General features: G+C 71.1%; 22 protein-coding genes. 16 read left to right on the top strand and 6 right to left on the bottom strand.

The features are described from left to right. Positions 1–158: 158 nt before the first annotated feature. From IT072_RS19590 to IT072_RS19560, 7 genes are all read left to right on the top strand, one after another. Positions 159–1115, top strand: coding sequence for a ribokinase (locus IT072_RS19590; protein WP_223358510.1), 957 nt, complete (start codon positions 159–161; stop codon positions 1113–1115). Beyond that, positions 1112–2116: an ABC transporter permease gene (locus IT072_RS19585; RefSeq protein WP_223358509.1), complete on the top strand. Its 1005-nt coding sequence runs from the start codon at positions 1112–1114 to the stop codon at positions 2114–2116. The genes IT072_RS19590 and IT072_RS19585 overlap by 4 nt, the downstream gene beginning before the upstream one ends. 97 nt (positions 2117–2213) lie before the next feature. Continuing rightward, the gene (locus IT072_RS19580) at positions 2214–3239 is read left to right on the top strand and encodes a substrate-binding domain-containing protein (protein ID WP_223358508.1); all 1026 of its coding nucleotides are present in this window, start codon (positions 2214–2216) and stop codon (positions 3237–3239) included. A 1-nt stretch (position 3240) separates the two neighbouring features. Beyond that, positions 3241–4782, top strand: a complete 1542-nt coding sequence (locus IT072_RS19575; RefSeq protein ID WP_223358507.1) for a sugar ABC transporter ATP-binding protein — start codon at positions 3241–3243, stop codon at positions 4780–4782. 73 nt (positions 4783–4855) lie between these two features. Further along, entirely contained in the window at positions 4856–5311 is a 456-nt protein-coding gene (gene rbsD / locus IT072_RS19570) for a D-ribose pyranase (protein ID WP_223358506.1), read from the top strand. A gap of 50 nt (positions 5312–5361) precedes the next feature. Further along, positions 5362–6072 carry a deoxyribose-phosphate aldolase gene (gene deoC, locus IT072_RS19565; protein WP_223358505.1) on the top strand — a complete coding sequence of 237 codons (711 nt, stop codon included), beginning with the start codon at positions 5362–5364 and terminating at the stop codon, positions 6070–6072. Positions 6073–6140: 68 nt separating this feature from the next. Beyond that, positions 6141–6905 (top strand): GntR family transcriptional regulator, encoded by a 765-nt coding sequence (locus IT072_RS19560; RefSeq protein WP_223358504.1) that lies wholly within the window; start codon positions 6141–6143, stop codon positions 6903–6905. 19 nt (positions 6906–6924) lie between these two features. Here IT072_RS19560 and IT072_RS19555 read toward each other — a convergent pair whose 3' ends face one another. Continuing rightward, complete coding sequence (locus tag IT072_RS19555) at positions 6925–7284, bottom strand: nuclear transport factor 2 family protein (RefSeq protein WP_223358503.1); 360 nt, start codon at positions 7282–7284, stop codon at positions 6925–6927. A 56-nt stretch (positions 7285–7340) separates the two neighbouring features. On the opposite strand from IT072_RS19555, the gene IT072_RS19550 reads away from it, so the two are divergent. Further along, a complete protein-coding gene (locus tag IT072_RS19550) occupies positions 7341–7745 on the top strand; it encodes an NUDIX hydrolase (RefSeq protein ID WP_223358502.1) in 405 nt (134 codons plus the stop codon). Positions 7746–7879: 134 nt separating this feature from the next. Here the strand turns inward: IT072_RS19550 and IT072_RS19545 are convergent, their stop codons facing one another. Then, positions 7880–8383 (bottom strand): MarR family winged helix-turn-helix transcriptional regulator, encoded by a 504-nt coding sequence (locus IT072_RS19545; RefSeq protein WP_223358501.1) that lies wholly within the window; start codon positions 8381–8383, stop codon positions 7880–7882. A 97-nt stretch (positions 8384–8480) separates the two neighbouring features. On the opposite strand from IT072_RS19545, the gene IT072_RS19540 reads away from it, so the two are divergent. The 8 genes from IT072_RS19540 to IT072_RS19505 all read left to right on the top strand — a co-directional run bounded on the left by IT072_RS19540 (position 8481) and on the right by IT072_RS19505 (position 16379). Next, complete coding sequence (locus IT072_RS19540) at positions 8481–9050, top strand: NADPH-dependent F420 reductase (protein ID WP_223358500.1); 570 nt, start codon at positions 8481–8483, stop codon at positions 9048–9050. 113 nt (positions 9051–9163) lie between these two features. After that, positions 9164–10183, top strand: a complete 1020-nt coding sequence (locus tag IT072_RS19535) for a LacI family DNA-binding transcriptional regulator (protein ID WP_223358499.1) — start codon at positions 9164–9166, stop codon at positions 10181–10183. A 171-nt stretch (positions 10184–10354) separates the two neighbouring features. Further along, complete coding sequence (locus IT072_RS19530) at positions 10355–12049, top strand: xylulokinase (protein ID WP_223358498.1); 1695 nt, start codon at positions 10355–10357, stop codon at positions 12047–12049. Continuing rightward, positions 12046–12768, top strand: a complete 723-nt coding sequence (locus IT072_RS19525; RefSeq protein WP_442786777.1) for an L-ribulose-5-phosphate 4-epimerase — start codon at positions 12046–12048, stop codon at positions 12766–12768. Before IT072_RS19530 ends, IT072_RS19525 begins: the two co-directional genes overlap by 4 nt. Further along, positions 12768–14300: an L-arabinose isomerase gene (gene araA / locus IT072_RS19520; RefSeq protein WP_223358497.1), complete on the top strand. Its 1533-nt coding sequence runs from the start codon at positions 12768–12770 to the stop codon at positions 14298–14300. Before IT072_RS19525 ends, araA begins: the two co-directional genes overlap by 1 nt. A gap of 130 nt (positions 14301–14430) precedes the next feature. Beyond that, positions 14431–15282 carry an SDR family oxidoreductase gene (locus IT072_RS19515; protein WP_223358496.1) on the top strand — a complete coding sequence of 284 codons (852 nt, stop codon included), beginning with the start codon at positions 14431–14433 and terminating at the stop codon, positions 15280–15282. 173 nt (positions 15283–15455) lie between these two features. Then, the gene (locus tag IT072_RS19510; RefSeq protein WP_223358495.1) at positions 15456–15785 is read left to right on the top strand and encodes a hypothetical protein; all 330 of its coding nucleotides are present in this window, start codon (positions 15456–15458) and stop codon (positions 15783–15785) included. 54 nt (positions 15786–15839) lie between these two features. Further along, the gene (locus IT072_RS19505) at positions 15840–16379 is read left to right on the top strand and encodes a DUF6328 family protein (protein WP_223358494.1); all 540 of its coding nucleotides are present in this window, start codon (positions 15840–15842) and stop codon (positions 16377–16379) included. Here the strand turns inward: IT072_RS19505 and IT072_RS19500 are convergent. The 4 genes from IT072_RS19500 to IT072_RS19485 form a co-directional block, all read right to left on the bottom strand. Next, the gene (locus IT072_RS19500; RefSeq protein ID WP_223358493.1) at positions 16333–16890 is read right to left on the bottom strand and encodes a gamma carbonic anhydrase family protein; all 558 of its coding nucleotides are present in this window, start codon (positions 16888–16890) and stop codon (positions 16333–16335) included. The genes IT072_RS19505 and IT072_RS19500 overlap by 47 nt on opposite strands. Further along, positions 16887–17549 carry a class I SAM-dependent methyltransferase gene (locus tag IT072_RS19495; protein WP_223358492.1) on the bottom strand — a complete coding sequence of 221 codons (663 nt, stop codon included), beginning with the start codon at positions 17547–17549 and terminating at the stop codon, positions 16887–16889. The genes IT072_RS19500 and IT072_RS19495 overlap by 4 nt, the downstream gene beginning before the upstream one ends. Positions 17550–17623: 74 nt before the next feature. Beyond that, positions 17624–18262, bottom strand: a complete 639-nt coding sequence (locus IT072_RS19490) for a class F sortase (RefSeq protein ID WP_223358491.1) — start codon at positions 18260–18262, stop codon at positions 17624–17626. A 227-nt stretch (positions 18263–18489) separates the two neighbouring features. Then, complete coding sequence (locus IT072_RS19485; protein ID WP_223358490.1) at positions 18490–20706, bottom strand: DUF7507 domain-containing protein; 2217 nt, start codon at positions 20704–20706, stop codon at positions 18490–18492. Positions 20707–20708: the final 2 nt, after the last annotated feature.

The raw sequence follows: 20708 nt of genomic DNA, 5'->3' as shown, positions 1-20708 counted from the left end.
TTCCCGGAGTCGTCGCGCCCGGGTCCGCCGCACGCCGGCCGGACCCGGGCGTTTCCGCGTGCGCGCGAGGACGCGGGACGCAACAGTTGACAACTGGACAACTATGAACATACGCTGCTCATGTTCATAGTTGTTCACGTACAAGGAAGTACCCGTCAATGACGCTCGAATCGATGAAGATCGCCGTGGTCGGCAGTTACGGCGCCGGGCTCACCATGCGCGTCCCGCGCTCGCCTGAGGCCGGCGAGACCCTCAGCGGAGGCGTGTTCGACTCCGGACCGGGCGGCAAGGGCTCCAACCAGGCGGTGGCGGCCGCGCGTCTCGGCGCGCAGGTCAGCCTCCTCACCGCCGTCGGAGCCGACGACTTCGGCCGCGCCGCTCACGAGCTGTGGGCGCGCGAGGGAGTCGACGCGAGCAAGACGCTCACCGGGCGCGGTGCCACGATGGTCGGCTTCATCCTCGTCGAGCCGTCGGGCGAGAACCGCATCGCGATCGCCCCCGGCGCGCTCGACGAGCTCGACACGGCTGCGGTCGACGCCTTCCGGGACGAGATCGCCGCCGCCGACATCCTCGTCGTGTCGATGGAGATCCCGCTCGACGCCGTCGTGCACGCCCTCCGCGTCGCACGGGAGGTCGGGACCCGCACGCTGCTCAACCCCGCGCCGGCCCGCGCCCTTCCCGACGACGCGTGGGAGCTGATCGACATCATCACGCCCAACCAGACGGAGGCGCCGGTGCTGCTCGGCCGCGCGCCCGGCGACGGAGCGACCGAGCGCGACCTGGTCGCCGCCCTGCGCGGCCGCACCGGCGGCGCCGTCCTCCTCACCCGCGGGGCCTCCGGAGCCCTCCTGGCGGATGCGGACGGGGAGCGCGAGATCGCACCCGTCGCGCCCACGGCGGTCGTCGACACGACCGGCGCCGGGGACGCCTTCACGGCGGCCCTCGCCGTCGCGGTCGCGGCGGGCGCCCCGCTCGCCGACGCGGCCGCGTACGCCGCTCACGCGGGCGCGCACACCGTCGCCGCGCCGGGCGTCGTCCCCGCGCTCCCCACGGCCGATCAGCTCCCGGCCCTCCCCACCACCCCGACCCCCGGCTCGATTGGACCCGCCCGATGACCGCCACCACCACCGCCCCCGCGCGACGCAGCGCACCCGACTTCCGCACGCTCCTGCACGCCCGCGAGGCCGGCGTCTTCGCGGCCCTCGTGCTGCTGGTGGTGCTCGGCACCGTGCTCTCGCCGAGCTTCCTGCAGGCGGGGAACCTGCTCTCGGTCGGCCAGCAGGTGTCCCAGATCGGCATCATGGCCATCGGCGCCACCTTCGTCATCATCAACGGTGAGATCGATCTGTCGGTCGGTTCGATCTACGCGCTCTCGGCGATCGCGACCGGTATGGCGATCGCGGGCGGAGTCGCGTGGCCGCTCGCGATCCTGATCGGCCTCGCGGTCGGTGTGGTCGCCGGCCTCGTCAACGGGCTCGCGGTGGTCCTGCTCGGGGTGCCGTCGTTCATCGTCACGCTGGGCAGCCTGAGCGTGTTCCGCGGCGTCGCGCTCCTGATCTCCGACGGCAAGCCGATCTCGCTGAGCACCTCCCAGGCCGGAGTCGCCGACTTCAACCTGCTCGGCCAGGGGCGCCTCTTCGGGGTCGTGCCCATGCAGCTCATCATCTTCGCCGTCATCATCGTGCTGGGCGTCGTGCTGCTGTCGCGCTCACGCCTCGGCTTCAACACCTACGCCGTCGGCGGCAACCGGGAGGCCGCCCGCCTCGTCGGCATCAATGTCGGCGCGGTGAAGCTCACCGCGTTCGTCCTCTCCGGATTCACCGCGGCGGTCGCCGGCGTGCTCGGCCTGTCGTTCCTGAGCTACGTGCAGGGCGTCACCGGGACCGGCCTGGAGCTGACCGTCATCTCGGCCGTCATCATCGGCGGCGCAGCCCTCTTCGGTGGTTCCGGCACGATGTGGGGAACCGTCATCGGCGTCCTCTTCATCGGCATCCTGCAGAACATCCTCAACATCAACGGCATCTCGTCCTTCTGGCAGACCGTCGTCACCGGTCTCGTCATCGTCGCGGCTGTCGCCGCGGACACCTGGCAGCGCAAGCGCAAGACGCGCGCCTGACACTGCGCGCCCCGCCCGCCCGACCGGCGCGCCGGACCCCGCGCACACCGCATCCCCCATCGCACCAACCCGAGCACATCACAACGAAGGAGTATTGATGTCTTTCCGTACCCTCACGCGCCGCGTGCTGACGGCCGCCGCCGTCGCCACGACGGTCGCGCTCACCGCCGCCGGCTGCGGCGCGATCACCAACGGCAGCGCTGCCGACGCCTCGGGCGGGTTCCACCTCGCCGAGTACATCCAGAAGCGCGTCGACGGCGGTGAGAAGCTGCGCATCAAGCTCAGCTACCACGACCCCTCCCTCGCGTTCGCCACCCCGATCCGCGAGGGGATGGAGAAGGCGGGCGCCGAGTTCGGCGCCGACGTGCAGCTGATCGGCCCCACCGGTGGCGACGCGGCCAAGCAGGTCGCCGAGCTGCAGACGCTCATCCAGCAGCAGGCGGTCGACGGACTGGCGGTCTCCTCCGCGAGCAGCGACGCGCTCAAGCCGGTCATCGCCCAGGCCTATGAGGCGGGCATCCCGATCATCTCGTTCAACACCGACAACCCGGGCTCGAAGCAGATGGGCTTCGTGGGCCAGGACCTCGCCGCTTCCGGCGAGTCGGAGGCGAAGGAGCTGCGCACCGCGCTCGGCGGCACGACGTCCGGCAAGGTCGTCGTGTTCTCGCTCGACACCGGCGCCGGCTGGTCCAACGACCGCTTCGGCGGGTTCCAGAAGGGAATGGAGGGATCCGGCTTCGAGGTCGTCGGTCCGGTGAACGTGGGCAACGAGCCGAACGCGGCCTACAACACGGTCGACTCGACCATGTCGGGACAGTCGGGCGTCGTCGCCATCGCCGGCCTCGACTGCTGCAGCACGACCGCCGCGGCCAAGTGGGTCCAGCAGTCGGGCAACTCCGGAAAGATCACGATGGTCGGCTTCGACCTCCTCCCGCAGACGGCCGAGTTCATCACCCAGGGTGTCGTGACATTCACGATCAGCCAGAACCCCTCCGAGCAGGGCTACCAGGCGGTCAAGGTTCTCGCGGACTTCCTGAAGAAGGGCACCGAGATCACGGGCGTCGACACGGGAGCACAGATCATCGACGCCAAGAACCTCTCCGACGCGACGGTGGAGGGCTGACATGACGCTCCCGACGCTCGACGCGGCGGAGCCGGCCATCCGCATCAACGGTCTCAGCCGCCGGTTCGGACCCGTCACCGCGCTGGCCGACGTCACGATGGAGGTTCCGGAGGGGCGGGTGACCGCCCTGCTCGGAGAGAACGGCGCGGGCAAGTCCACCCTCCTCAAGATCCTCGCGGGGCTGCAGCCGCCGAGCGCCGGGAGCGTCACCGTGCACGGGGTGGAGGTGCAGCGGTTCGACCCGCACTCGCTCCTCACCGAGCACGGCGTGGCGATCGTGCCGCAGGAGCTCTCGCTCCTGCCGGAACGCACGGTGGCCGAGAACATCCTGGTCGGGGTCGAGCCCGGGAGCCGCTGGTTCCCGTCGCGGCGCCGGATGCGGCAGCGCGCCGCCGAGCTGCTCCGCACGCTCGACCTCGACCTCGACCCGGGAGCCGCGGTCGGCGGTCTCGACCTGGCCACGCAGCAGCTGGTCGTGGTGGCGCGATCGATCGCCCGCGGCTGCCGCATCCTCATCCTGGACGAGCCCACCTCCGTGCTGACCCCGGCGGAGTCGGAGCGCCTGTTCGCGCTGATGGACACGCTCACGAGACAGGGCACGACCCTGCTCTACGTCTCGCACCGCATGCCCGAGGTGTTCCGGCTCGCCGACCAGCTCGAGGTGCTGCGCGACGGCCGGCACGTCGCCTCCTGGACCCGCGAGGAGACGACGCCGGAGCAGGCCGTCGCCGCGATGGTCGGCCGCGAGCTCGGCGACGTCGCCCGCCGGTCGGACATCGTGCGCGCCGAGCCGCTCGACGCTCCGGTGCTCACGGTGCGGGAGCTCGCCGGCCGCGGGCACCGCGCCGTCTCCTTCGACCTGCACCCGGGCGAGATCCTCGGCATCGCAGGCCTCCCCGACAGCGGACGCGTCGAACTGCTCCGCAATCTCTTCGGGGCCGACCGCGGCACGGGAGGACGTGTCGTGCTCGACGGTGCGCCGTACGACCGTCGCGCTCCGGGAGAGTCGGTGCGCCGCCGCCTCGGCTTCGTGCCAGGCGAGCGCCGTGCCCAGGGCCTCCTGAGCTCCCTCGGTGTCGGCGACAACATCGGCGTGCTCACCCTCGGGCGCCACACCACCGGCGGACTCGTCCGCCGCCGCGCCCTCGACGCGGAGGCCGGCCGGCTCTCCACCGCCCTCACGGTGAAGACGGCGTCGCTCCAGACGCCCATCGTCAACCTCTCGGGCGGCAACCAGCAGAAGGCCATGCTCGCGCGCTGGCTCGCGATCGAACCGCGCGTGCTCATCCTCGACGAGCCGACCCGCGGCGTGGATGTCGGAGCCAAGGCCGAGATCTACGAGCAGCTGTTCGCGCTCGCCGAGGCCGGTGTCGCCATCCTGTGCTCGTCGTCCGACCTCCCGGAGCTGCTCACCGTCACCGATCGCATCGCCGTCATGACGGAGGGCCGCATCTCGACCGTGCTGCCGACGGCGGAGGCGACGGAGGAGAACATCATGGCTGCCGCGACCGGCGCCGTGCCCGCCGCGACCGCCGTCGCCTGAGCGACCCAGGCCGGCCCGACTCCCTCGACCATCCCGGCCCGCCTCGACCATCCCGACCACCGAAAGAGAGACCATGAAGAAGAACGGCATCCTCAACGCCGAGCTGAGCGGAGCCCTCGCCACGCTCGGCCACACGGACCTGCTGCTCGTCGTCGACGCCGGGTTCCCCATCCCGCGCGACGCTCACCGCATCGACCTCGCGATCGCCGAGAACCTGCCCGACCTGCGCACCGTGCTCGGCCTCATCGCCGACGAGCTGGTGGTGGAGGGCGTTGTGCGTGCCGACGACGTCGTCAGCAACAACCCGCGCCTCGACGAGTGGCTCGCCGACCGGTTCGCCGGCGCCGAGTTCAGCACCCGCGCCCACGCCGACATGCTCGGGCCCGTCGCCGCCCAGGCCAAGGTCATCGTGCGCACCGGAGCCTTCGAGCCCTGGGGCAACATCGGCCTGATCTGCGGCGTCGACGTGCCGCGCTGGTTCGGCGGGGACGGCGTCGTCGCCCCCGCCTACTACGCCGACCGTCTCTGACGGCCGGCCCCACCCTCCCGCACCCCGCGGTCCATGCGAAAGGAACAACCGTGACCACCACCGAGACCTCCGGCGAGAAGACCCTCGCCCCGGCCGAGCTCGCCCCGTACATCCAGCACACCAAGATCGAGGTCGGGCTCACGCGCGACGAGATCGTCGCTCACGCTCGTGAGACGGTCGAGCACGGCTTCAACGCCGCGATGGTCCCGGCCTCCTGGGTCGACGTCGTCGCGGCCGAACTGGCCGGCACCGGCGTGGGCATCGCCACCGCGCTCGACTTCCCGACCGTGGGCGTCACCACGAGCGCGGGCAAGGCCGCGGAGGCCGAGTCGATCGCCCGCCTCGGCGCCACCCAGCTCGACATCGGCGTGCAGGTCGGCTGGCTGAAGTCCGGCATGTACGACGCCTTCCGCGACGACATCGCCGGTGTCGTGCGCGCCTCCGGCCTCCCGGTCAAGGTGATGCTCGAACTGCCCCTCCTCACACCCGACGAGCGCCGCGCCGCGGTCGAGCTGTCGATGGAGGCCGGTGTCGCCTACCTGAAGAACGCCTCCAGCGGGCAGATCGAGACGGCCAACCCGGAGAGCGTCCGCTACCTGGTCGGCCTCGCCCGCGACGGCGTGCTCGTCAAGGCGTCCGGATCGATCAAGAGCTACCCGCAGGCGCTCTCCCTGCTCGAGGCCGGCGCGAGCCTCCTCGGCACGAGCGCGGGGCTGGCGATCATCAGCGACTCCGGCGACGAGAACACCACCAGCTACTGATCAGCGCCGCCGCCGTCCCGGTGAACTAAGGTCGGGACGGCGGCGCACGCCAGGGAGGACACACGACGGTGACCGTGAACCAGGAGCTGTTCGACGAGGGGGACGTCGACCGGGAGGCCCCGATCGCCCTCCACGCGCAGATCTCGGAGCGCATCCGGGGGCGGATCGCGACGGGGGAGTGGCCGGCCCACTACCGGCTGAAGAGCGAGCCCGAGCTGGCGCACGACCTCGGCGTGAGCCGCGGGACGCTGCGCCGAGCCCTCACCACGCTCATCGAGGAAGGCCTGCTGCGCCAGATCCGCGGCAAAGGCACCTTCGTCACCTCGACCACCATCGAGCCCTCCATCGCCCAGAAGCTCAGCACCCTCTCGGAGGACTTCGCGAACCAGGGCATCGTGACCGAGACCGACGTGCTCGAGTGCGTGCTGCTCGAGCCGCCGAGGCCCGTCGCGGCCCTGCTCGACACCCCTCCCGGGGCCAAGGTCCTCACCCTCCGGCGCCTCCGCCGGACCGCAGACGGCCCCGTCGCCCTGCTCGCCAACTACGTCCGCGCCGACCTCGTCCCGGGCCTCGAGGACACCGACTTCACGTCGTCCAGCCTGTTCGGCACGCTGGAGGGCCGCTTCCAGCTCAAGATCGGGAGCGCCCGCCGCACCTTCTCGGCGGAGGCGGCGGACGCGCCCACCGCGGACGCGCTCGAGCTGCCGCCCGGCGCGCCCGTCCAGTACCTGCAGCAGGTGACCTACCTCGCCGACGGGCGTCCGATCGAGTACTCGGACGTGTGGATCCACTCCGGCCGCCTGCGGGTGACGTCGCTGCTGTCACGGCGGTAGCGCGCCCGGGAGCAGCTGCTCAGGCGGCCAGGTATGTCCCGTGCCCGCGCACGATCGTGTCGCCCGCGAACTCCAGCACCTCGCAGACCACCCCGCCGGCGTGATTGCGATACCGGATCACGAGGGTGTCCACGCCGATGTAGCGGTCGAGCACGTCGAAGGGCAGGTCGGGGAGCGCGGCGAGACCGGCTGTCCAGTACTCCCGAAGCGCCGCCTTGCCCCAGGCGACACCACCGCTCCCCGGCAGGAGCCGGTCGGCGAGGGGCGAGGTGAAGACGACGTCGTCCGCGTAGTGCGCGAGCAGAGCGTCGAGGTCGTGTGCGTTCCAGTCGGCCAGCCATCGGTCGACGAAGCTGCGGGCGGAGTCGTCGCTGATCATCCGACCAGCATGGCACCGCGCGGCGACCCGACACCCGCATCCCCTAGCGTGGAGGCATGACCCTCCCTCCCCTCCAGGTCGCCGCCATCGCGCTCATCCGCGACCGCACGGTGCTGATGGTCACGGCTCGCGGGCGCGACGTTCACTACATGCCGGGCGGCAAGATCGACCCGGGCGAGACGGCGGCCGAGGGGGCGGCGCGGGAGGCGCTCGAGGAGGTCGCCCTGACCCTCGACCCCGCCGCACTCGAGGAACTCTTCGAGGTACGGACCCTCGCCCACGGGCAGGCGGAGGGGCGGATGGTCCACATGCGCGTCTTCCGTGCGCACACCGACGCCCGGCCCGCACCGTCCGCCGAGGTCGGCGCGCTGCACTGGGTCACCACCGCGGACGCCGATCGCTGCCCGCCTGCCGGCCGCGAGGTGCTGCGCCTCCTCGCCGCCCGCGACCTCATCGACTGAGCCGCCGTCTCCCGCGCGGCCCTTTCCGGTCCCGCCGTCGAGTGCGCGAACACTCTGCATCCTCGACGGCTTCGCCTCGAGTTCTTGCGCACTCGGGGGCTGTGGGGTGAAGAGGGACGGGAGGCGGGCGAGGCTCAGGAGGTCGCAGCGACGATGGAGGCGCAGGCGTCACTGGGGCGGCGCGCGGGGTCGATGGCGCCGACGATGGATTCGGAGATCGCCGCCAGCTGCTCCACCTGTTCCGGCGTGAGGGCGGCGAGGACGCGCGAGCGCACGGTGTCGAGGTGGCCGGGCGCCGCTGTCGCCACGAACTCGGCGCCGGCATCGGTGAGCACGGCGTTGGTCGCCCGGCCGTCCTCCTCGCACGGCATCCGCTTCACCAGGTCGCGCGCCTCCAGCCGGGTGATCACGTGGCTGAGACGGGAGACGGACGCGTTGGTCGCGGTCGCGAGCGCGCTGAGCCGCATACGGCGCTGGGGCGACTCGGCCAGGCGCGAGAGCACGAAGAACTCGTAGTGCGTGGCGGCGGAGTCACGGGAGAGCTGGCCGTCGATGACGGGAGGGAGCAACTGTGTGAGCGCGACGAGTCCCAGCCAGGCGTCGCGTTCGCGTCCGGCGAGGTCCTCGTTCGTCGTCATACGGGCCATTCTAGCAAAACACTTGACGCGTCAACCAAAGTGTCGTAAGTTAGTTGAAGCATCAACTAATCGCGGCGTTCAGCCGGAAAGGACTCTGATGAGCACGGTCAGCATCATCGGCAACGGAAACATGGCGAAGGCCATCGGCGGCGTGGCTGCCGCCGGCGGCAGCACCGTCGAGTACCTGGGCCGCGAGGGCGGAACGGTGAACGGCGAGGTCGTCGTCTTCGCGGTGCCCTACCCCGAGGTGGATGCGGTCATCGCCACCTACGGCTCCGCACTGGCGGGCAAGGTCGTCGTCGACATCACCAACCCGGTCGACTTCGCGACGTTCGACGGCTTGGCGGTTCCGGCCGACAGCTCCGCGGCCGCGGTGATCGCCGCCAAGCTCCCCGAGGCGACCGTGCTGAAGGCGTTCAACACCAACTTCGGCGCGACCCTCGCCTCCGGCACGGTCGGCGAGGAGACCACGACGGTCCTCATCGCGGGCGACGACGACGCGGCGAAGGCGGCTCTTGCGGGGATCGTGACCGCGGGCGGGCTGAACGCCGTCGACGCCGGTTCGCTCAAGCGTGCGCGCGAGCTCGAGTCCCTCGGCTTCCTGCAGATCACGCTGGCGGCCGCCGAGCGCGTGTCGTGGACCGCGGGATTCGCGCTGGTCGCGTAGCGGCGCGCGTCGTCGGTCACGACACGCCGTCGGCTCTGCCGGAGCTGCGGCGTGTCGTGACCGGTGGGGGTGCTTCCCGCGATGCGGTACTCGCGCCGCATTAGGGTGAGGGGATGACCGAGAGCGGACGGGCCCCTGGCGTGCGGGAGGTCGCCGCAGCGGCCGGCGTCTCCCGGCAGACGGTCTCGCGCGTGCTGAACGACCACCCCAGCATCCGCCCGGCCACCCGCGAGCGCGTGCTCGCCGCGATGGCCGACCTCAACTTCCGGCCGAACCGGGCCGCGCGCATGCTCACGACGGCGCGGTCGACGACCATCGGGGTGCTCGCCGCCTCCACGTCCTCGCTGTTCGGTCCGGCCTCCAGCATCGACGCCGTCGAACGGGCGGCGCGCGACGCGGGCTACTTCGTCACCGTCGCGCACACGTCCGCGCTCGACCGGCCGTCGATCGAGGCGGCCCTGGACCATCTGCTCGCGCAGGCCGTCGAGGGAATCGTCGTGATCGCCCCCCAGCAGCGGGTGCAGGATGCGATGGCCGCGGTGTCGCTCGCCGTTCCGTCGGTCACCCTGCATGGGGCCGGTGCGGCCGGTGACGACGGCGTGTTCGTCGACCAGGTCGAGGGCGCGCGCCTCGCCACCCGCCACCTGCTCGACCGCGGCCACCGGCGCATCGCCCACCTGTGCGGTCCGGGCGACTGGACGGAGGCGCGGGCGCGCCGCGACGGTTTCCTCGCCGAGATCGCCGAGCGCGGGGCGGACGGCGTCGTGACGCGCGAGGGTGACTGGACCGCCGCCTCCGGCGCGGAGATCGCCGCCGCCCTGCTCGCCGACGAGTCGGTGACCGCCGTCTTCTCATCCAACGACCAGATGGCCCTCGGCGTGCTCCACGCCGCCCGCCGCGCCGGCCGTCGCGTCCCGGAGGAGCTCGCCGTCGTCGGGTTCGACGACATCCCCGAAGCGGCATTCTTCGCCCCTCCCCTCACCACCGTCCGCCAGGACTTCGCCGAGCTGGGCCGCCGCTGCGTCGCGCGCCTCGTCTCGCTCATCGAGGGCCGGGGAGCCGGCCCGGATGGCGGCGGTATCGCCTTCGCCGCGCCGGTCGCGCCGGTGCTGGTCGAGCGCGCGTCCGCGTAGCGACGCTGCCCTCCTGCCAGAGAAGGGTCGCAAACTGCCGCTCAGGCCAGCCCTTTCCGGCGATATGGGACCCCTGTGGTGGCGCATCGGTCGGGTGCTGAGTTGACGTTCGGCGGAAGCGGACGCATACTGGACTCAAGTTGTGACCGGTCACAAAGTGGTGAGGAACAGATGACGGCATCCGAGCGCGCGAATGGGCGCGACGCCATCCGGGACGGACGCACGGCGCTGGGCATCGAGTTCGGCTCGACGCGGATCAAGGCCTGCCTGATCGACGCGGACGACCCGTCCGCGGTGCTGGCCGTCGGCTCGCACGAGTGGGAGAACGAGCTCGTCGACGGGGTCTGGACGTACTCGCTCGACGCGATCTGGTCCGGAGTCCGGGCCGCCTACGCCGCCCTCGTCGCCGACGCGGAGCAGGCGCACGGCATTCGGCCGACGACCTACGGCGCGATCGGCATCTCGGCGATGATGCACGGTTACCTCGCGTTCGACGCCGCCGGCGAGCTGCTCGTGCCGTTCCGCACCTGGCGCAACACGAGCACCGGCCCGGCGGCGGCCGAGCTCAGCGAGCTGCTCGGGGTCAACATCCCGCTGCGCTGGTCCATCGCACACCTCCACCAGGCCGTCCTCGACGCGGAACCCCACCTCGCCGACCTCGACCACCTCACCACCCTTGCCGGTCACGTCCACGAACGCCTCACCGGACGTCGGGCGCTCGGCGTGGGCGACGCCTCCGGCATGTTCCCCATCGACCCAGCCACCCGCGACTACGACGCCGGCCTCGTCGCACGCTACGATGCTCGGCTCGCCGCCGCGGCGCCCGCCCTGGCCGGCCGCCTGACATTGCGCCGCATCCTGCCCGAGGTGCTCGTCGCCGGTCAGGACGCGGGCGCGCTCACCCCGGAGGGCGCGGCCCTCCTGGACCCGTCGGGCGCCCTCCGGCCCGGCGTCCCGCTGTGCCCGCCGGAGGGCGACGCCGGCACCGGGATGGTGGCGACCAGCTCGGTCGCTCCCCGCACCGGCAACGTCAGCGCCGGCACCAGCATCTTCGCGATGGTCGTGCTCGAGCGGCCGCTCGCGCGCGTCCATCACGAGCTCGACGTCGTGACCACCCCCGCAGGCGACCCGGTCGCGATGGTGCACTGCAACAACGGAGCGAGCGAGCTCGCCGCCTGGGTCGGGATGTTCGGCCGGTTCTCCGCGGCGGCAGGCGCTCCGGTCGACCCGGACACCGCTTACGACGCCCTCTTCCGCGAGGCGCTCACCGGCGAGCCTGACGCGGGCGGCGTGCTCGCGTACAACCACCTCGCGGGCGAGCCGATCGCCGGGCTCGCCGAGGGCAGGCCCCTCGTCCTGCGCACACCGGACAGCCGCCTCACCCTCGGCAACTTCATGCGCGCGCAGCTCTACGGGGTCTTCGGCACCCTCGCGCTCGGCATGCGCGTGCTCGCCGGCGAAGGCGTCGCCCTCGACCGGATGTTCGCCCACGGCGGTATGTTCCGCACGGCCGGGGTCGCCCAGCGCTTCCTCGCCGGCGCCCTCGACGCTCCCGTCTCCGTCGCCGACACCGCGTCGGAGGGCGGCGCATGGGGCATCGCGGTGCTGGCCGCCTATCGGGAGGAAGCCGCTCGAGGAGTCGCCCTCGACGACTACCTGCACCGGCACGTCTTCGGCGGCTCCGCCTTCGAGACGACCACGCCGCACCCCGACGATGTCGCCGGGTTCGCGAGCTACATCGAGCGGTACAGCGCGGGTTTGGCGGTCGAGCGGGCGGCGGTGGAGGCCGTGCCCGTCGCCGCTTCGCCCGTGTCCGCGCCGCCGGCCGCATCCGCTCCCGCCCCCACGGAAGGACCCACCACGTGACCCCCGCCGACACCGCCGCCGTCCCGCATCCCGAGACCCCCGCCGTCCGCCGCGTGCGCGAGCAGGTCGCTGCGCTGCACGCCGAGCTCGTGCGCTATGGACTCGTCGTCTGGACGGGCGGAAACGTCTCCGGCCGTGTCCCGGGCGAGGATCTCTTCGTCATCAAGCCCAGCGGCGTCGACTACGACGATCTCGCGCCCGAGAACATGATCCTGTGCACGCTCGACGGGGAGGTCGTCGCCGGCTCGCTCGGATGTGACCGGTCCCCTTCCTCCGACACGGCCGCGCACGCATACGTCTACCGCGAGATGCCCGAGGTCGGCGGCGTCGTCCACACCCACTCCACCTACGCGACCGCCTGGGCTGCCCGAGCCGAGCCCATCCCGTGCGTCATCACCGCCATGGCGGACGAGTTCGGCGGCGAGATCCCGGTCGGCCCGTTCGCGATCATCGGCGACGACTCCATCGGCCGCGGGATCGTCGCGACGCTGGCCGGGCACCGCAGCCGCGCCGTCCTGATGCAGAACCACGGCGTGTTCACCATCGGCACGGACGGCCGTGACGCCGTCAAGGCCGCCGTCATGGCGGAGGACGTCGCGCGGACGGTGCATCTCGCGCGGCAGGGCGGCCCGCTCGTTCCCATCCCGCCGGAGGCGATCGACCGCCTCTTCGACCGCTACCAGAACGTCTACGGACAGAACCCGGAAGGTGCCTCCTGATGCCGAAGCTCACTCCCTCCCCGAACTCCGCCACGCTCGACGGCTACGAGATCTGGTTCCTCACCGGCAGCCAGCACCTCTACGGACCGGCGACCCTCGCGCAGGTCGCCGAGCAGTCGCGCGGGATCGCCGACCAGCTGGGCGCATCCGCCGATGTGCCGGTGCGCGTGGTCTGGAAACCGGTGCTCACCGACTCCGACGCCATCCGCCGCGTGATGCTGGAGGCCAACGCCGACGACACCGTCATCGGTCTCGTCGCGTGGATGCACACCTTCAGCCCCGCGAAGATGTGGATCACCGGCCTCGACGCGCTGCAGAAGCCGCTCCTCCACTTCCACACGCAGGCCAACGTCGAGCTGCCGTGGGGCGAGATCGACTTCGACTTCATGAACCTCAACCAGGCCGCGCACGGTGACCGCGAGTTCGGGTACATCCAGACCCGGCTGAGCATCCCGCGCACCACGGTCGTGGGCCATGTGAGCGACCCGACGGTCACTGCGCGCATCGGCACGTGGACCCGTGCAGCAGCAGGGTGGGCGGCGACGCGCTCCCTCAAGCTCGCGCGCTTCGGCGACAACATGCGCTTCGTCGCGGTGACCGAGGGCGACAAGACGGAGGCCGAGCTCGCGTTCGGCGTGCAGGTCAACACCTGGGGCGTCAACGAGCTGGCCGACGCCGTGGCCGCCGCGTCGTCCGCCGACGTGGATGCGCTCGTCGCCGAGTACGAGGAGCTCTACGACGTCGCGCCCGAACTGCGACGCGGAGCCGACCGCCACCAGTCGCTGCGCGACGGTGCCGCGATCGAGCTGGGTCTGCGCTCCTTCCTCGAGGGCGGCGGGTTCGGCGCCTTCACGACCAGCTTCGAGGACCTCGGCGCGCTGAAGCAGCTCCCCGGCCTCGCCGTGCAGAGGCTCATGGCCGAGGGCTACGGATTCGGCGCCGAGGGCGACTGGAAGACCGCGATCCTCGTGCGCGCCGCGAACGTGATGGGAGCGGGGCTGCCGGGCGGAGCCTCCCTCATGGAGGACTACACCTACGACATGACGCCGGGCGACGAGCGCATCCTGGGCGCGCACATGCTCGAGGTCTCCCCGACGCTCACGACGGCGAAGCCGACGCTCGAGGTGCACCCGCTCGGGATCGGCGGCAAGGACGACCCGGTGCGCCTGGTCTTCACCGCGACGCCCGGCCCCGCGGTCGTGGTGGCGCTCTCGGACATGCGCGACCGCTTCCGCCTCGTGGCGAACGTGGTGGAGGTCGTCGAGCCGACGGCTCCGCTGCCCAAGCTCCCGGTCGGCCGCGCCGTGTGGAAGCCGGCCCCCGACTTCACGACCTCCGCCACCGCGTGGCTCGAGGCCGGCGCCGCGCATCACACCGTCATGAGCACCGCGGTCGGTGTGGAGGCCTTCGCCGACTTCGCGCGCATCGCCCGCACCGAGCTGCTCGTGATCGACGAGGCGACGACCCTGCGCGGTTTCGAGCGCGAGCTCGACTGGAACGCCGCCTACTACCGCCTCGCCCGCGGAATCTGACCCCTGACTTCTCCGTCACGGTGCCGTCGAGACGGCTCGAACTCGCACGAAATGCGCCGAGGCGGCTGATTATCCGCCGCCTCGGCGGCCCGACCTGGCGCGCGGCCCTGCGGAGAGGTTGGATGGAAGCATGACTCAGCAGGAGATGCCGACGCTCGCGGTGACCGGCGTGACGGGGACGGTCGGGCGGCTGACCGCGGCCGCTCTCGCAGACGCTGGGGTTCCGTTCCGGATGCTCGCCCGCACGCCCGCGAAGGCGCCGCCTCTGTCCGGGACGGTGACCGTCTCGTGCGCGTACGGCGACGCGGAACAGGCGCGCACCGCGCTCGCGGGCGTGGACACGCTCTTCATGGTGTCCGCGGCGGAGAACGCCGAGCGCCTGCGAGAGCACTTCACGTTCGTCGACGCCGCGGCCGACGCAGGCGTGCGGCACATCGTCTACACCTCGTTCTTCGGGGCCGCACCCGACGCGACATTCACCCTCGCCCGCGACCACTACGCGACGGAGGAGCGCATCCGCGCCACCGGCATGGCCCACACGTTCCTGCGCGACAACCTGTACCTCGACTTCGTCGAGTACATGGTCGGGGAGGACGGGGTCATCCGCGGCCCGGCGGGCACCGGACGGGCGGCGATGGTGGCGCGGGCGGACGTCGCCCGGGTCGCGGCCATCGCCCTGCAGCATCCCGAGCGGCATCGCGACGTCACCTACGACCTCACTGGACCGGAAGAGCTGACGATGGCGGAGGTCGCCGAGACGTTGTCGCGCCGGCTCGGCCGGGCCGTCTCGTTCCACGACGAGACCATCCCGGAGGCCTACGAGTCGCGCAAGCGGTGGGAGGCCCCCGATTGGCAGTACGACGCGTGGGTGTCGACGTACACGGCCATCGCCGCGGGTGAGCTCGCCGGGGCGAGCGACGCGGTCGAGCGGGTCACCGGCCGCGCACCTCTCTCGCTCGACGAGTTCCTCCGCGACCGCTGACGGTCGCCGAGGTTCACGTCGTTGCGGCCATTCCGGCGGAATGAGCGCCACGTCGTGAACCTCGACGCCGGGGTTGGGCGGCGACCGCTGCGGATGAGCGCGCTCTCACGGAACGGATACAGTTCTGGATCGAAAAAGGGTACAAATCATCCGTTCCGTGCGATCCTTGAGACATGAAGGATTCTCAGGCTGGGGAGGCGGTCCAGCCGGCCTCCGCGCACGGGCCCGGCCGTGCGCCCTCCGGGATCCCGCTGACCTTCCGGCTCGGAGAGCGGGAGTACGCGGCCCTCGTCCGCATCGCGCGGCATCGCGACACCACGGCCGCCGCGCTCGTGGAGCAGCTGGTGCTGCACGCCCTGAGCAAGGCCGACGTTCCTCCGCCGGCGGAGTCGCATCCCGCGCGCAAGCACACCACCTACGACGAGGCCACCGCCGGCTTCCGTCCCGACCCTCCCCTGCACAGGGCTCCCGAGCCGGAGCCCGAGCCGGAGCCGACGGTCTGAGGCCGCGGGCGCCGTCCCCTTGACCGGACGGCGCAACCCTCCCATGCTCGTGTCATGGATGAACCGCGCGACGCCGCCCCCGCTGCCGACGAGCGCGACGCGGTGCCCGGCGACGGTCGCCCCGAGACGGCGAGCCAGCGCGCCGACCGCAACTGGAACGAACTGCTCCAAGAGTTCCGCGTCTTCCAGACCGGCACTCAGATCGTCGCCGCCTTCCTGCTGACGCTGCCCTTCCAGCAGCGTTTCGGCGAGCTCCCGCCGTTCGATGTCGGCGTCTACATCGTCCTCGTGCTGCTGGCGGTCCTCATCACGCTGCTGGCGCTCGCCCCGGTGGCGCTGCACCGCATTCTCTTCCACCGCCGGATGAAGGAGCAGCTCGTCTCGTACGGCAGCAGGCTGCTGATCGTCTGCCTGGCCGCTGCATCGCTGCTCTTCACCGGCATCGTGATGTTCATCGTCGACTTCCTGCTCGGCACCGGGGCCGGGTTCGTCGCCGCCGCTGTCGTCTTCGCCGTCGTCGTCGTGCTGTGGATCGTCGTGCCGCTGGTCATCCGGCGTCGGGCGATCCGTACGCTTCGCTCTGGCGCCGCATGATCTCGCGCATCGACGTGCCGCGCGGGACGCCGTACATGAGGCCGGGGAAGTCCAGCGTGCTCTGCACCGCCCAGAGCTCGTCGTGGCGATCGGGCGAGAAGAGCTGAGCGGGGTCCCCGGCGGCGATCCACCCGATGGGAACGACCGTGTCGGGCGACAGCACCGAGCCGACTTGCAGCACGGCGTGGATGCGCAGCTCCGATCGCGCGCCGACCACCGCTCCGGCGAAGACGCACGCGCCGGTGGCGATGAACACCTCGTCCTCGATCGTCGCGCCCGTGACATTGGTGTGCGGGCCGACCAGCACGGCGTCGCCCACGATCAGGGGATGCGCACTCCGTCCCCGCAGCACCGCGTGCTCCATGATCAGGGAGTCCTCGCCGATGACGACGGCGCCCCGACTGCCGTCGACGACCGCACCTGAGAGCACCCGCGCGCCCGGCCCGAGTGTGACGTCGCCCGTGAGGACGGCGGAGGAGGCGACCCATGCCGTCGGGTGGATGCCGCTCACGCGTCCACCGCGCCGGGGCCCGCCACCAGCTCCGCGATGAGGAGGTCGTCGGCGCCGTCGGTCCAGCGAGCTGTGCGACGCACCCGAAGACCGGCCGGTGCGAATGTCTCGTTCAGCGCGTCCACGCTGCGGAAAGGCTCGTGGTGCAGCATCGCGGCCGGCGGCGCAGCCCGGTGCCGTGTCGAGTCGAACGCGACGAACGTCGCCGTCACCACGCGCCCTCCCGGTCGCAACACGCGCGCCCACTCCCGGATCGCCGCCGGCGCGTCCGTGAAGAGCTGCAGGCCCGTCACGCACGTGACCAGGTCGACCGTCGCGTCGGGCAGCGGGAGGGAGGCCGCATCCGTCTCGATCAGCTCGGAATCGGGCAGGTGGCGGCGGGCGACCTCCAGCATCCGCGGCGCGAGATCGACCCCGACCATGCGCCCGCGCGCGCCCCGATCACGCAGCGCCCGCAGCACGAGCCCCGTGCCCGTCGCCACGTCGAGGATGTCGCCGACCCCGGCCGCGCCGCCCTCCGCCACGATGAAGTCCGCGACGGCCTCCGCCAGCCCGCGATGCATCGCGCTCTCGTCGTAGGTCGGCGCCCGGTCGTCGAACCGCCGCCGCACCTCCGCCCGCGCCTCGTCGGCACGGCGCTCCACACCGCTCGCACTCATGCCGCCAGGCTACTCGCGGCTCGTCGCGCCCCGTGTCAACCGTGACCGCCGTTCGAACGGGTCGCTCTGTGCGGCTAGCCGGTTGCGGTGATGATGAGATTCTGGGTGGAGGGTGTGCCGTCTGCGCGCTCGAGGCAGGTGATCAGCAACAGCCGGCGGGGGGTGTTGGCCCAGACCGTCGCGTTCTCCGCGATGCTCGCCTTTGGCACGAGTTGCGACCCCGTGACGGTGTAACGATGTCCCGCTGCCTCGACACTGGCTCCGATTGCGAGCTTCGATCGTCGGGTCGTCACATCGGCGAGGTAGTTGCCGGGGCCGACGGCCCCGTTCCGCAGGGAGTGCATCACCAGGAACACGGTGCCCTCCTCACCGTCCGCGAGATCCACACCCATGTTGCGGACGACGTACGCCGAGGTGAAGCCGGGCGGGGTGATCTGACCGCCCACCGCGTCAAGCGCGCCGATCGGGACGTCGAGACCGACGGAGGAGACGATGAGCCGATCTCCTGTATCGGGGACGGCGCGGGATGATGCTGCTGGAACGGGGACCTCGCCAGGGTCGAGCTCGACGGAATCACCGCGCATATCCAGGGCGGTTCTGGCCTCCGGGTGGTTCAGCGTCTCCCACAGGCCAACGGCTCCAGTGACGATGAGCCCGCACGCTACGATCACCGCAACGAGGAGCAGGGAGAGCTTCTGGGTGCGGTGTTTCACTGGTGTCGTCTCTTCGTCCGATGCGATCGAGGGAGGGGTCGGCCAGGCGGGGTCCCGATTATCCCCGCCTGCCCGACGTCTCTGACCGTGCTCATCGTGTCAAGCGAACACGGTTCCGCCGCCACGGCATGCTGTTGCGCGCCGTGACGGGTTCGCGACCACCGTGCGGTCCCGGCTCGTGCTGCGAAGAAGCAGCACATCACCACGACCGAGCCGGGACTTCTCCATCATCGGCGGTCGCCCAGCACCCGATGCCGGACGGCGATGACGGTGACGGCTCCAAGCACAGTCAGGCCGAGAAGGAGCAGCCCCACCCACAGCGGAAGCAGGTTCCCGCTTCCCATGGTGCCGCCCGTGTTCACTGCAGCGCCTGGAACCGGGTATCCAGCAGCGGAGGGCTTCGGTGTGGGCGGGATGGGTGCCGGGGTGTTGGCGATGGCGCCGAGTGCGGCGGCCAGGTCGCTGGCGCTGATGGTGAAGGTGTGGGCACTCTTGTCGAGAACATACCCGGCAGGTGCCTTCGTCTCCGTCAGTGTGTATCCGCCCCACGCCAGATCGTTCACGGCGAGCCTGCCGGCGGTGCCGTCCGCGTCGTTGGCGCCGTTGTCGGTCACGGTCTTCGCGTACCCGTCCGGACCGGTGAGCAGCCACTGCGAACCGGAGAGCAGCTCGCCTCCGACGCTGGCCACCTTCGACCATGCCACCGATCCCCGGTCGGCCGCGATCGGGTTGTCGAGTGTCACGGCGGTCGCGGAGTCCGAACCGATCGTCACCGGGTTCTCGCTGAACGTCGGCGTTCCCCACTGCGTGCCGTCGACCGGTGACGCGGCGTCTTCCGTGAGGGTGACGACAGCACCGGTGGGGATCCGTGAGCTGGTTGATGTCGTTCCATCGTTGGTGACAGTCAGCGTTCCCGATCCTGCCGGATAGGTGTTCGTGGACCCGTCCGGTGCCGTGCTGACCGGTTCATAGCTCCCTGACGGGTAGGAGTACTGGACGGTGTACGAGGTGCCGGACGGAACCGCGGAGGCACCCGTGCCGGTGACGTGCTTGGTGATGGAGAGGGGAGCGGACTCGAAGGTCGGGATCGTCGCCGACGAGGTGCTGGTCTGTGTTCCGCCGTCGGTGTCGATGCCGGTGACCGTGGCGGTGTTGTCGAACCTGCCCGCGGCAGCCTCCGCGGCGGTGAGCGGACCGTAAAGGCCGGTACAGGTGAAGGAATCCGCGGGTTGCAGCGTGGTTGCTGGGCAGGTGATGTCGGCGATCTTCGGGTCGGTGAGGTGGATGTCGGACAGGGCCTCTCCGCCGGTGTTGGTGACGAGGAAGGTGTAGGGGACGGTGTCTCCCTGAGTGAAGATCGTCTTGTCAGTGCCGGTGCCGACGGTGTGGTCGACCGTCTTGGCGAGGGTGATCCCGCCGAGACCGTCGACCGTGGACACACTCACGTTCCGGATCATGTGCACTTCATGGCCTCCACCCGTCGAAGCCGCGAAGCCGAGCTTCAAAGTGGCCGGGACGGGGGTCGTCATCTTCTCCTGCAGCACCTGAGCGCCGTTGACCGTCACCGTCACCGTCGGGAACGGGTCAGCGGCGGTGGTCGGGGAGATCGTCACCATCACACGCTGCGGGGCGCCCTGTGCGCCGCCGGGAGCGGTCGCGGGAGCGTTGCGCAAGCCCGCATACCCCGTGGTCCCGGCGATGCAGTACCCGTCGGTGCCGTCACCGGGCCCGCGGAGCGTGATGCTGTTCGGCGCTTGCGGGTGCGGCTCAGCGCACGATGTCCCTACGTAGGGTTGATCCTCGTAGTTGCCGTAGACGTCGAGACCGAGTCCGAGATAGCCGTGCGGGATGCCTGCCTGGTCTTCGATCGACGCATAGCCGAGCGCGCCACCGTACCCCGCTCCTTGCGGCCCTGGCCGAGTGAGGGTGTAGGCCCCGTCCGTCAGGAAGAACCCGATGCCGTCCGCCGGTCCGAGCCCGGTATCGGACGTCGCGTACTGATACTCATCGAAGGTCATCTGCAGGCCCGCCGACGACGGGAACGCCCTGTTCAGCACCGCTGCGGCTGTGCTTGCGCCTGAGTTGTCCGTCAGCTGCAGATATCCATCCGATCCCGATCCGAGATTCGTCACCGAGTCCTGCGTCTTCGAGCACCCGCCGAGATTCGAAGCGCCGGCGCGAGCCCGAGCACCCGCCGGTGCTGCCGTCAGGCACGCATCCCCCAGACCCACCCAGCGTGCGTCCGGCACATCCTGGTTCGCGAAGGTCTCTGTGGTCAATGCCGACCCGCCCGCGGCATTCGCACTCGTCGGGACGGAGAGCAGTGCGGCAGTCACGCCGAGCAGAGCGAGGCTCGCGAGCGCTCCTCGGCGTAGCCGGGACGAACCGGAAAGGGGTAAAGGCATCAGGACCTCGAAACTCTCGTCACCGTCGAATTGGATCAACC

It is taken from the genome of Leifsonia sp. ZF2019, assembly GCF_019924635.1.
GTDB lineage: Bacteria > Actinomycetota > Actinomycetes > Actinomycetales > Microbacteriaceae > Leifsonia.
This window is presented reverse-complemented; position numbering and strand designations above follow the sequence as displayed.

Bases quoted from the DNA above. Each gene is read 5' to 3' on its own strand.
- IT072_RS19590 (WP_223358510.1), top strand. From the start codon at position 159: ATGACGCTCGAATCGATGAAGATCGCCGTGGTCGGCAGTTACGGCGCC.
- IT072_RS19585 (WP_223358509.1), top strand. From the start codon at position 1,112: ATGACCGCCACCACCACCGCCCCCGCGCGACGCAGCGCACCCGACTTC.
- IT072_RS19580 (WP_223358508.1), top strand. From the start codon at position 2,214: ATGTCTTTCCGTACCCTCACGCGCCGCGTGCTGACGGCCGCCGCCGTC.
- IT072_RS19575 (WP_223358507.1), top strand. From the start codon at position 3,241: ATGACGCTCCCGACGCTCGACGCGGCGGAGCCGGCCATCCGCATCAAC.
- rbsD (WP_223358506.1), top strand. From the start codon at position 4,856: ATGAAGAAGAACGGCATCCTCAACGCCGAGCTGAGCGGAGCCCTCGCC.
- IT072_RS19555 (WP_223358503.1), bottom strand. From the start codon at position 7,284: ATGATCAGCGACGACTCCGCCCGCAGCTTCGTCGACCGATGGCTGGCC.
- IT072_RS19550 (WP_223358502.1), top strand. From the start codon at position 7,341: ATGACCCTCCCTCCCCTCCAGGTCGCCGCCATCGCGCTCATCCGCGAC.
- IT072_RS19545 (WP_223358501.1), bottom strand. From the start codon at position 8,383: ATGACGACGAACGAGGACCTCGCCGGACGCGAACGCGACGCCTGGCTG.
- IT072_RS19540 (WP_223358500.1), top strand. From the start codon at position 8,481: ATGAGCACGGTCAGCATCATCGGCAACGGAAACATGGCGAAGGCCATC.
- IT072_RS19535 (WP_223358499.1), top strand. From the start codon at position 9,164: ATGACCGAGAGCGGACGGGCCCCTGGCGTGCGGGAGGTCGCCGCAGCG.
- IT072_RS19530 (WP_223358498.1), top strand. From the start codon at position 10,355: ATGACGGCATCCGAGCGCGCGAATGGGCGCGACGCCATCCGGGACGGA.
- araA (WP_223358497.1), top strand. From the start codon at position 12,768: ATGCCGAAGCTCACTCCCTCCCCGAACTCCGCCACGCTCGACGGCTAC.
- IT072_RS19515 (WP_223358496.1), top strand. From the start codon at position 14,431: ATGACTCAGCAGGAGATGCCGACGCTCGCGGTGACCGGCGTGACGGGG.
- IT072_RS19510 (WP_223358495.1), top strand. From the start codon at position 15,456: ATGAAGGATTCTCAGGCTGGGGAGGCGGTCCAGCCGGCCTCCGCGCAC.
- IT072_RS19505 (WP_223358494.1), top strand. From the start codon at position 15,840: ATGGATGAACCGCGCGACGCCGCCCCCGCTGCCGACGAGCGCGACGCG.
- IT072_RS19495 (WP_223358492.1), bottom strand. From the start codon at position 17,549: ATGAGTGCGAGCGGTGTGGAGCGCCGTGCCGACGAGGCGCGGGCGGAG.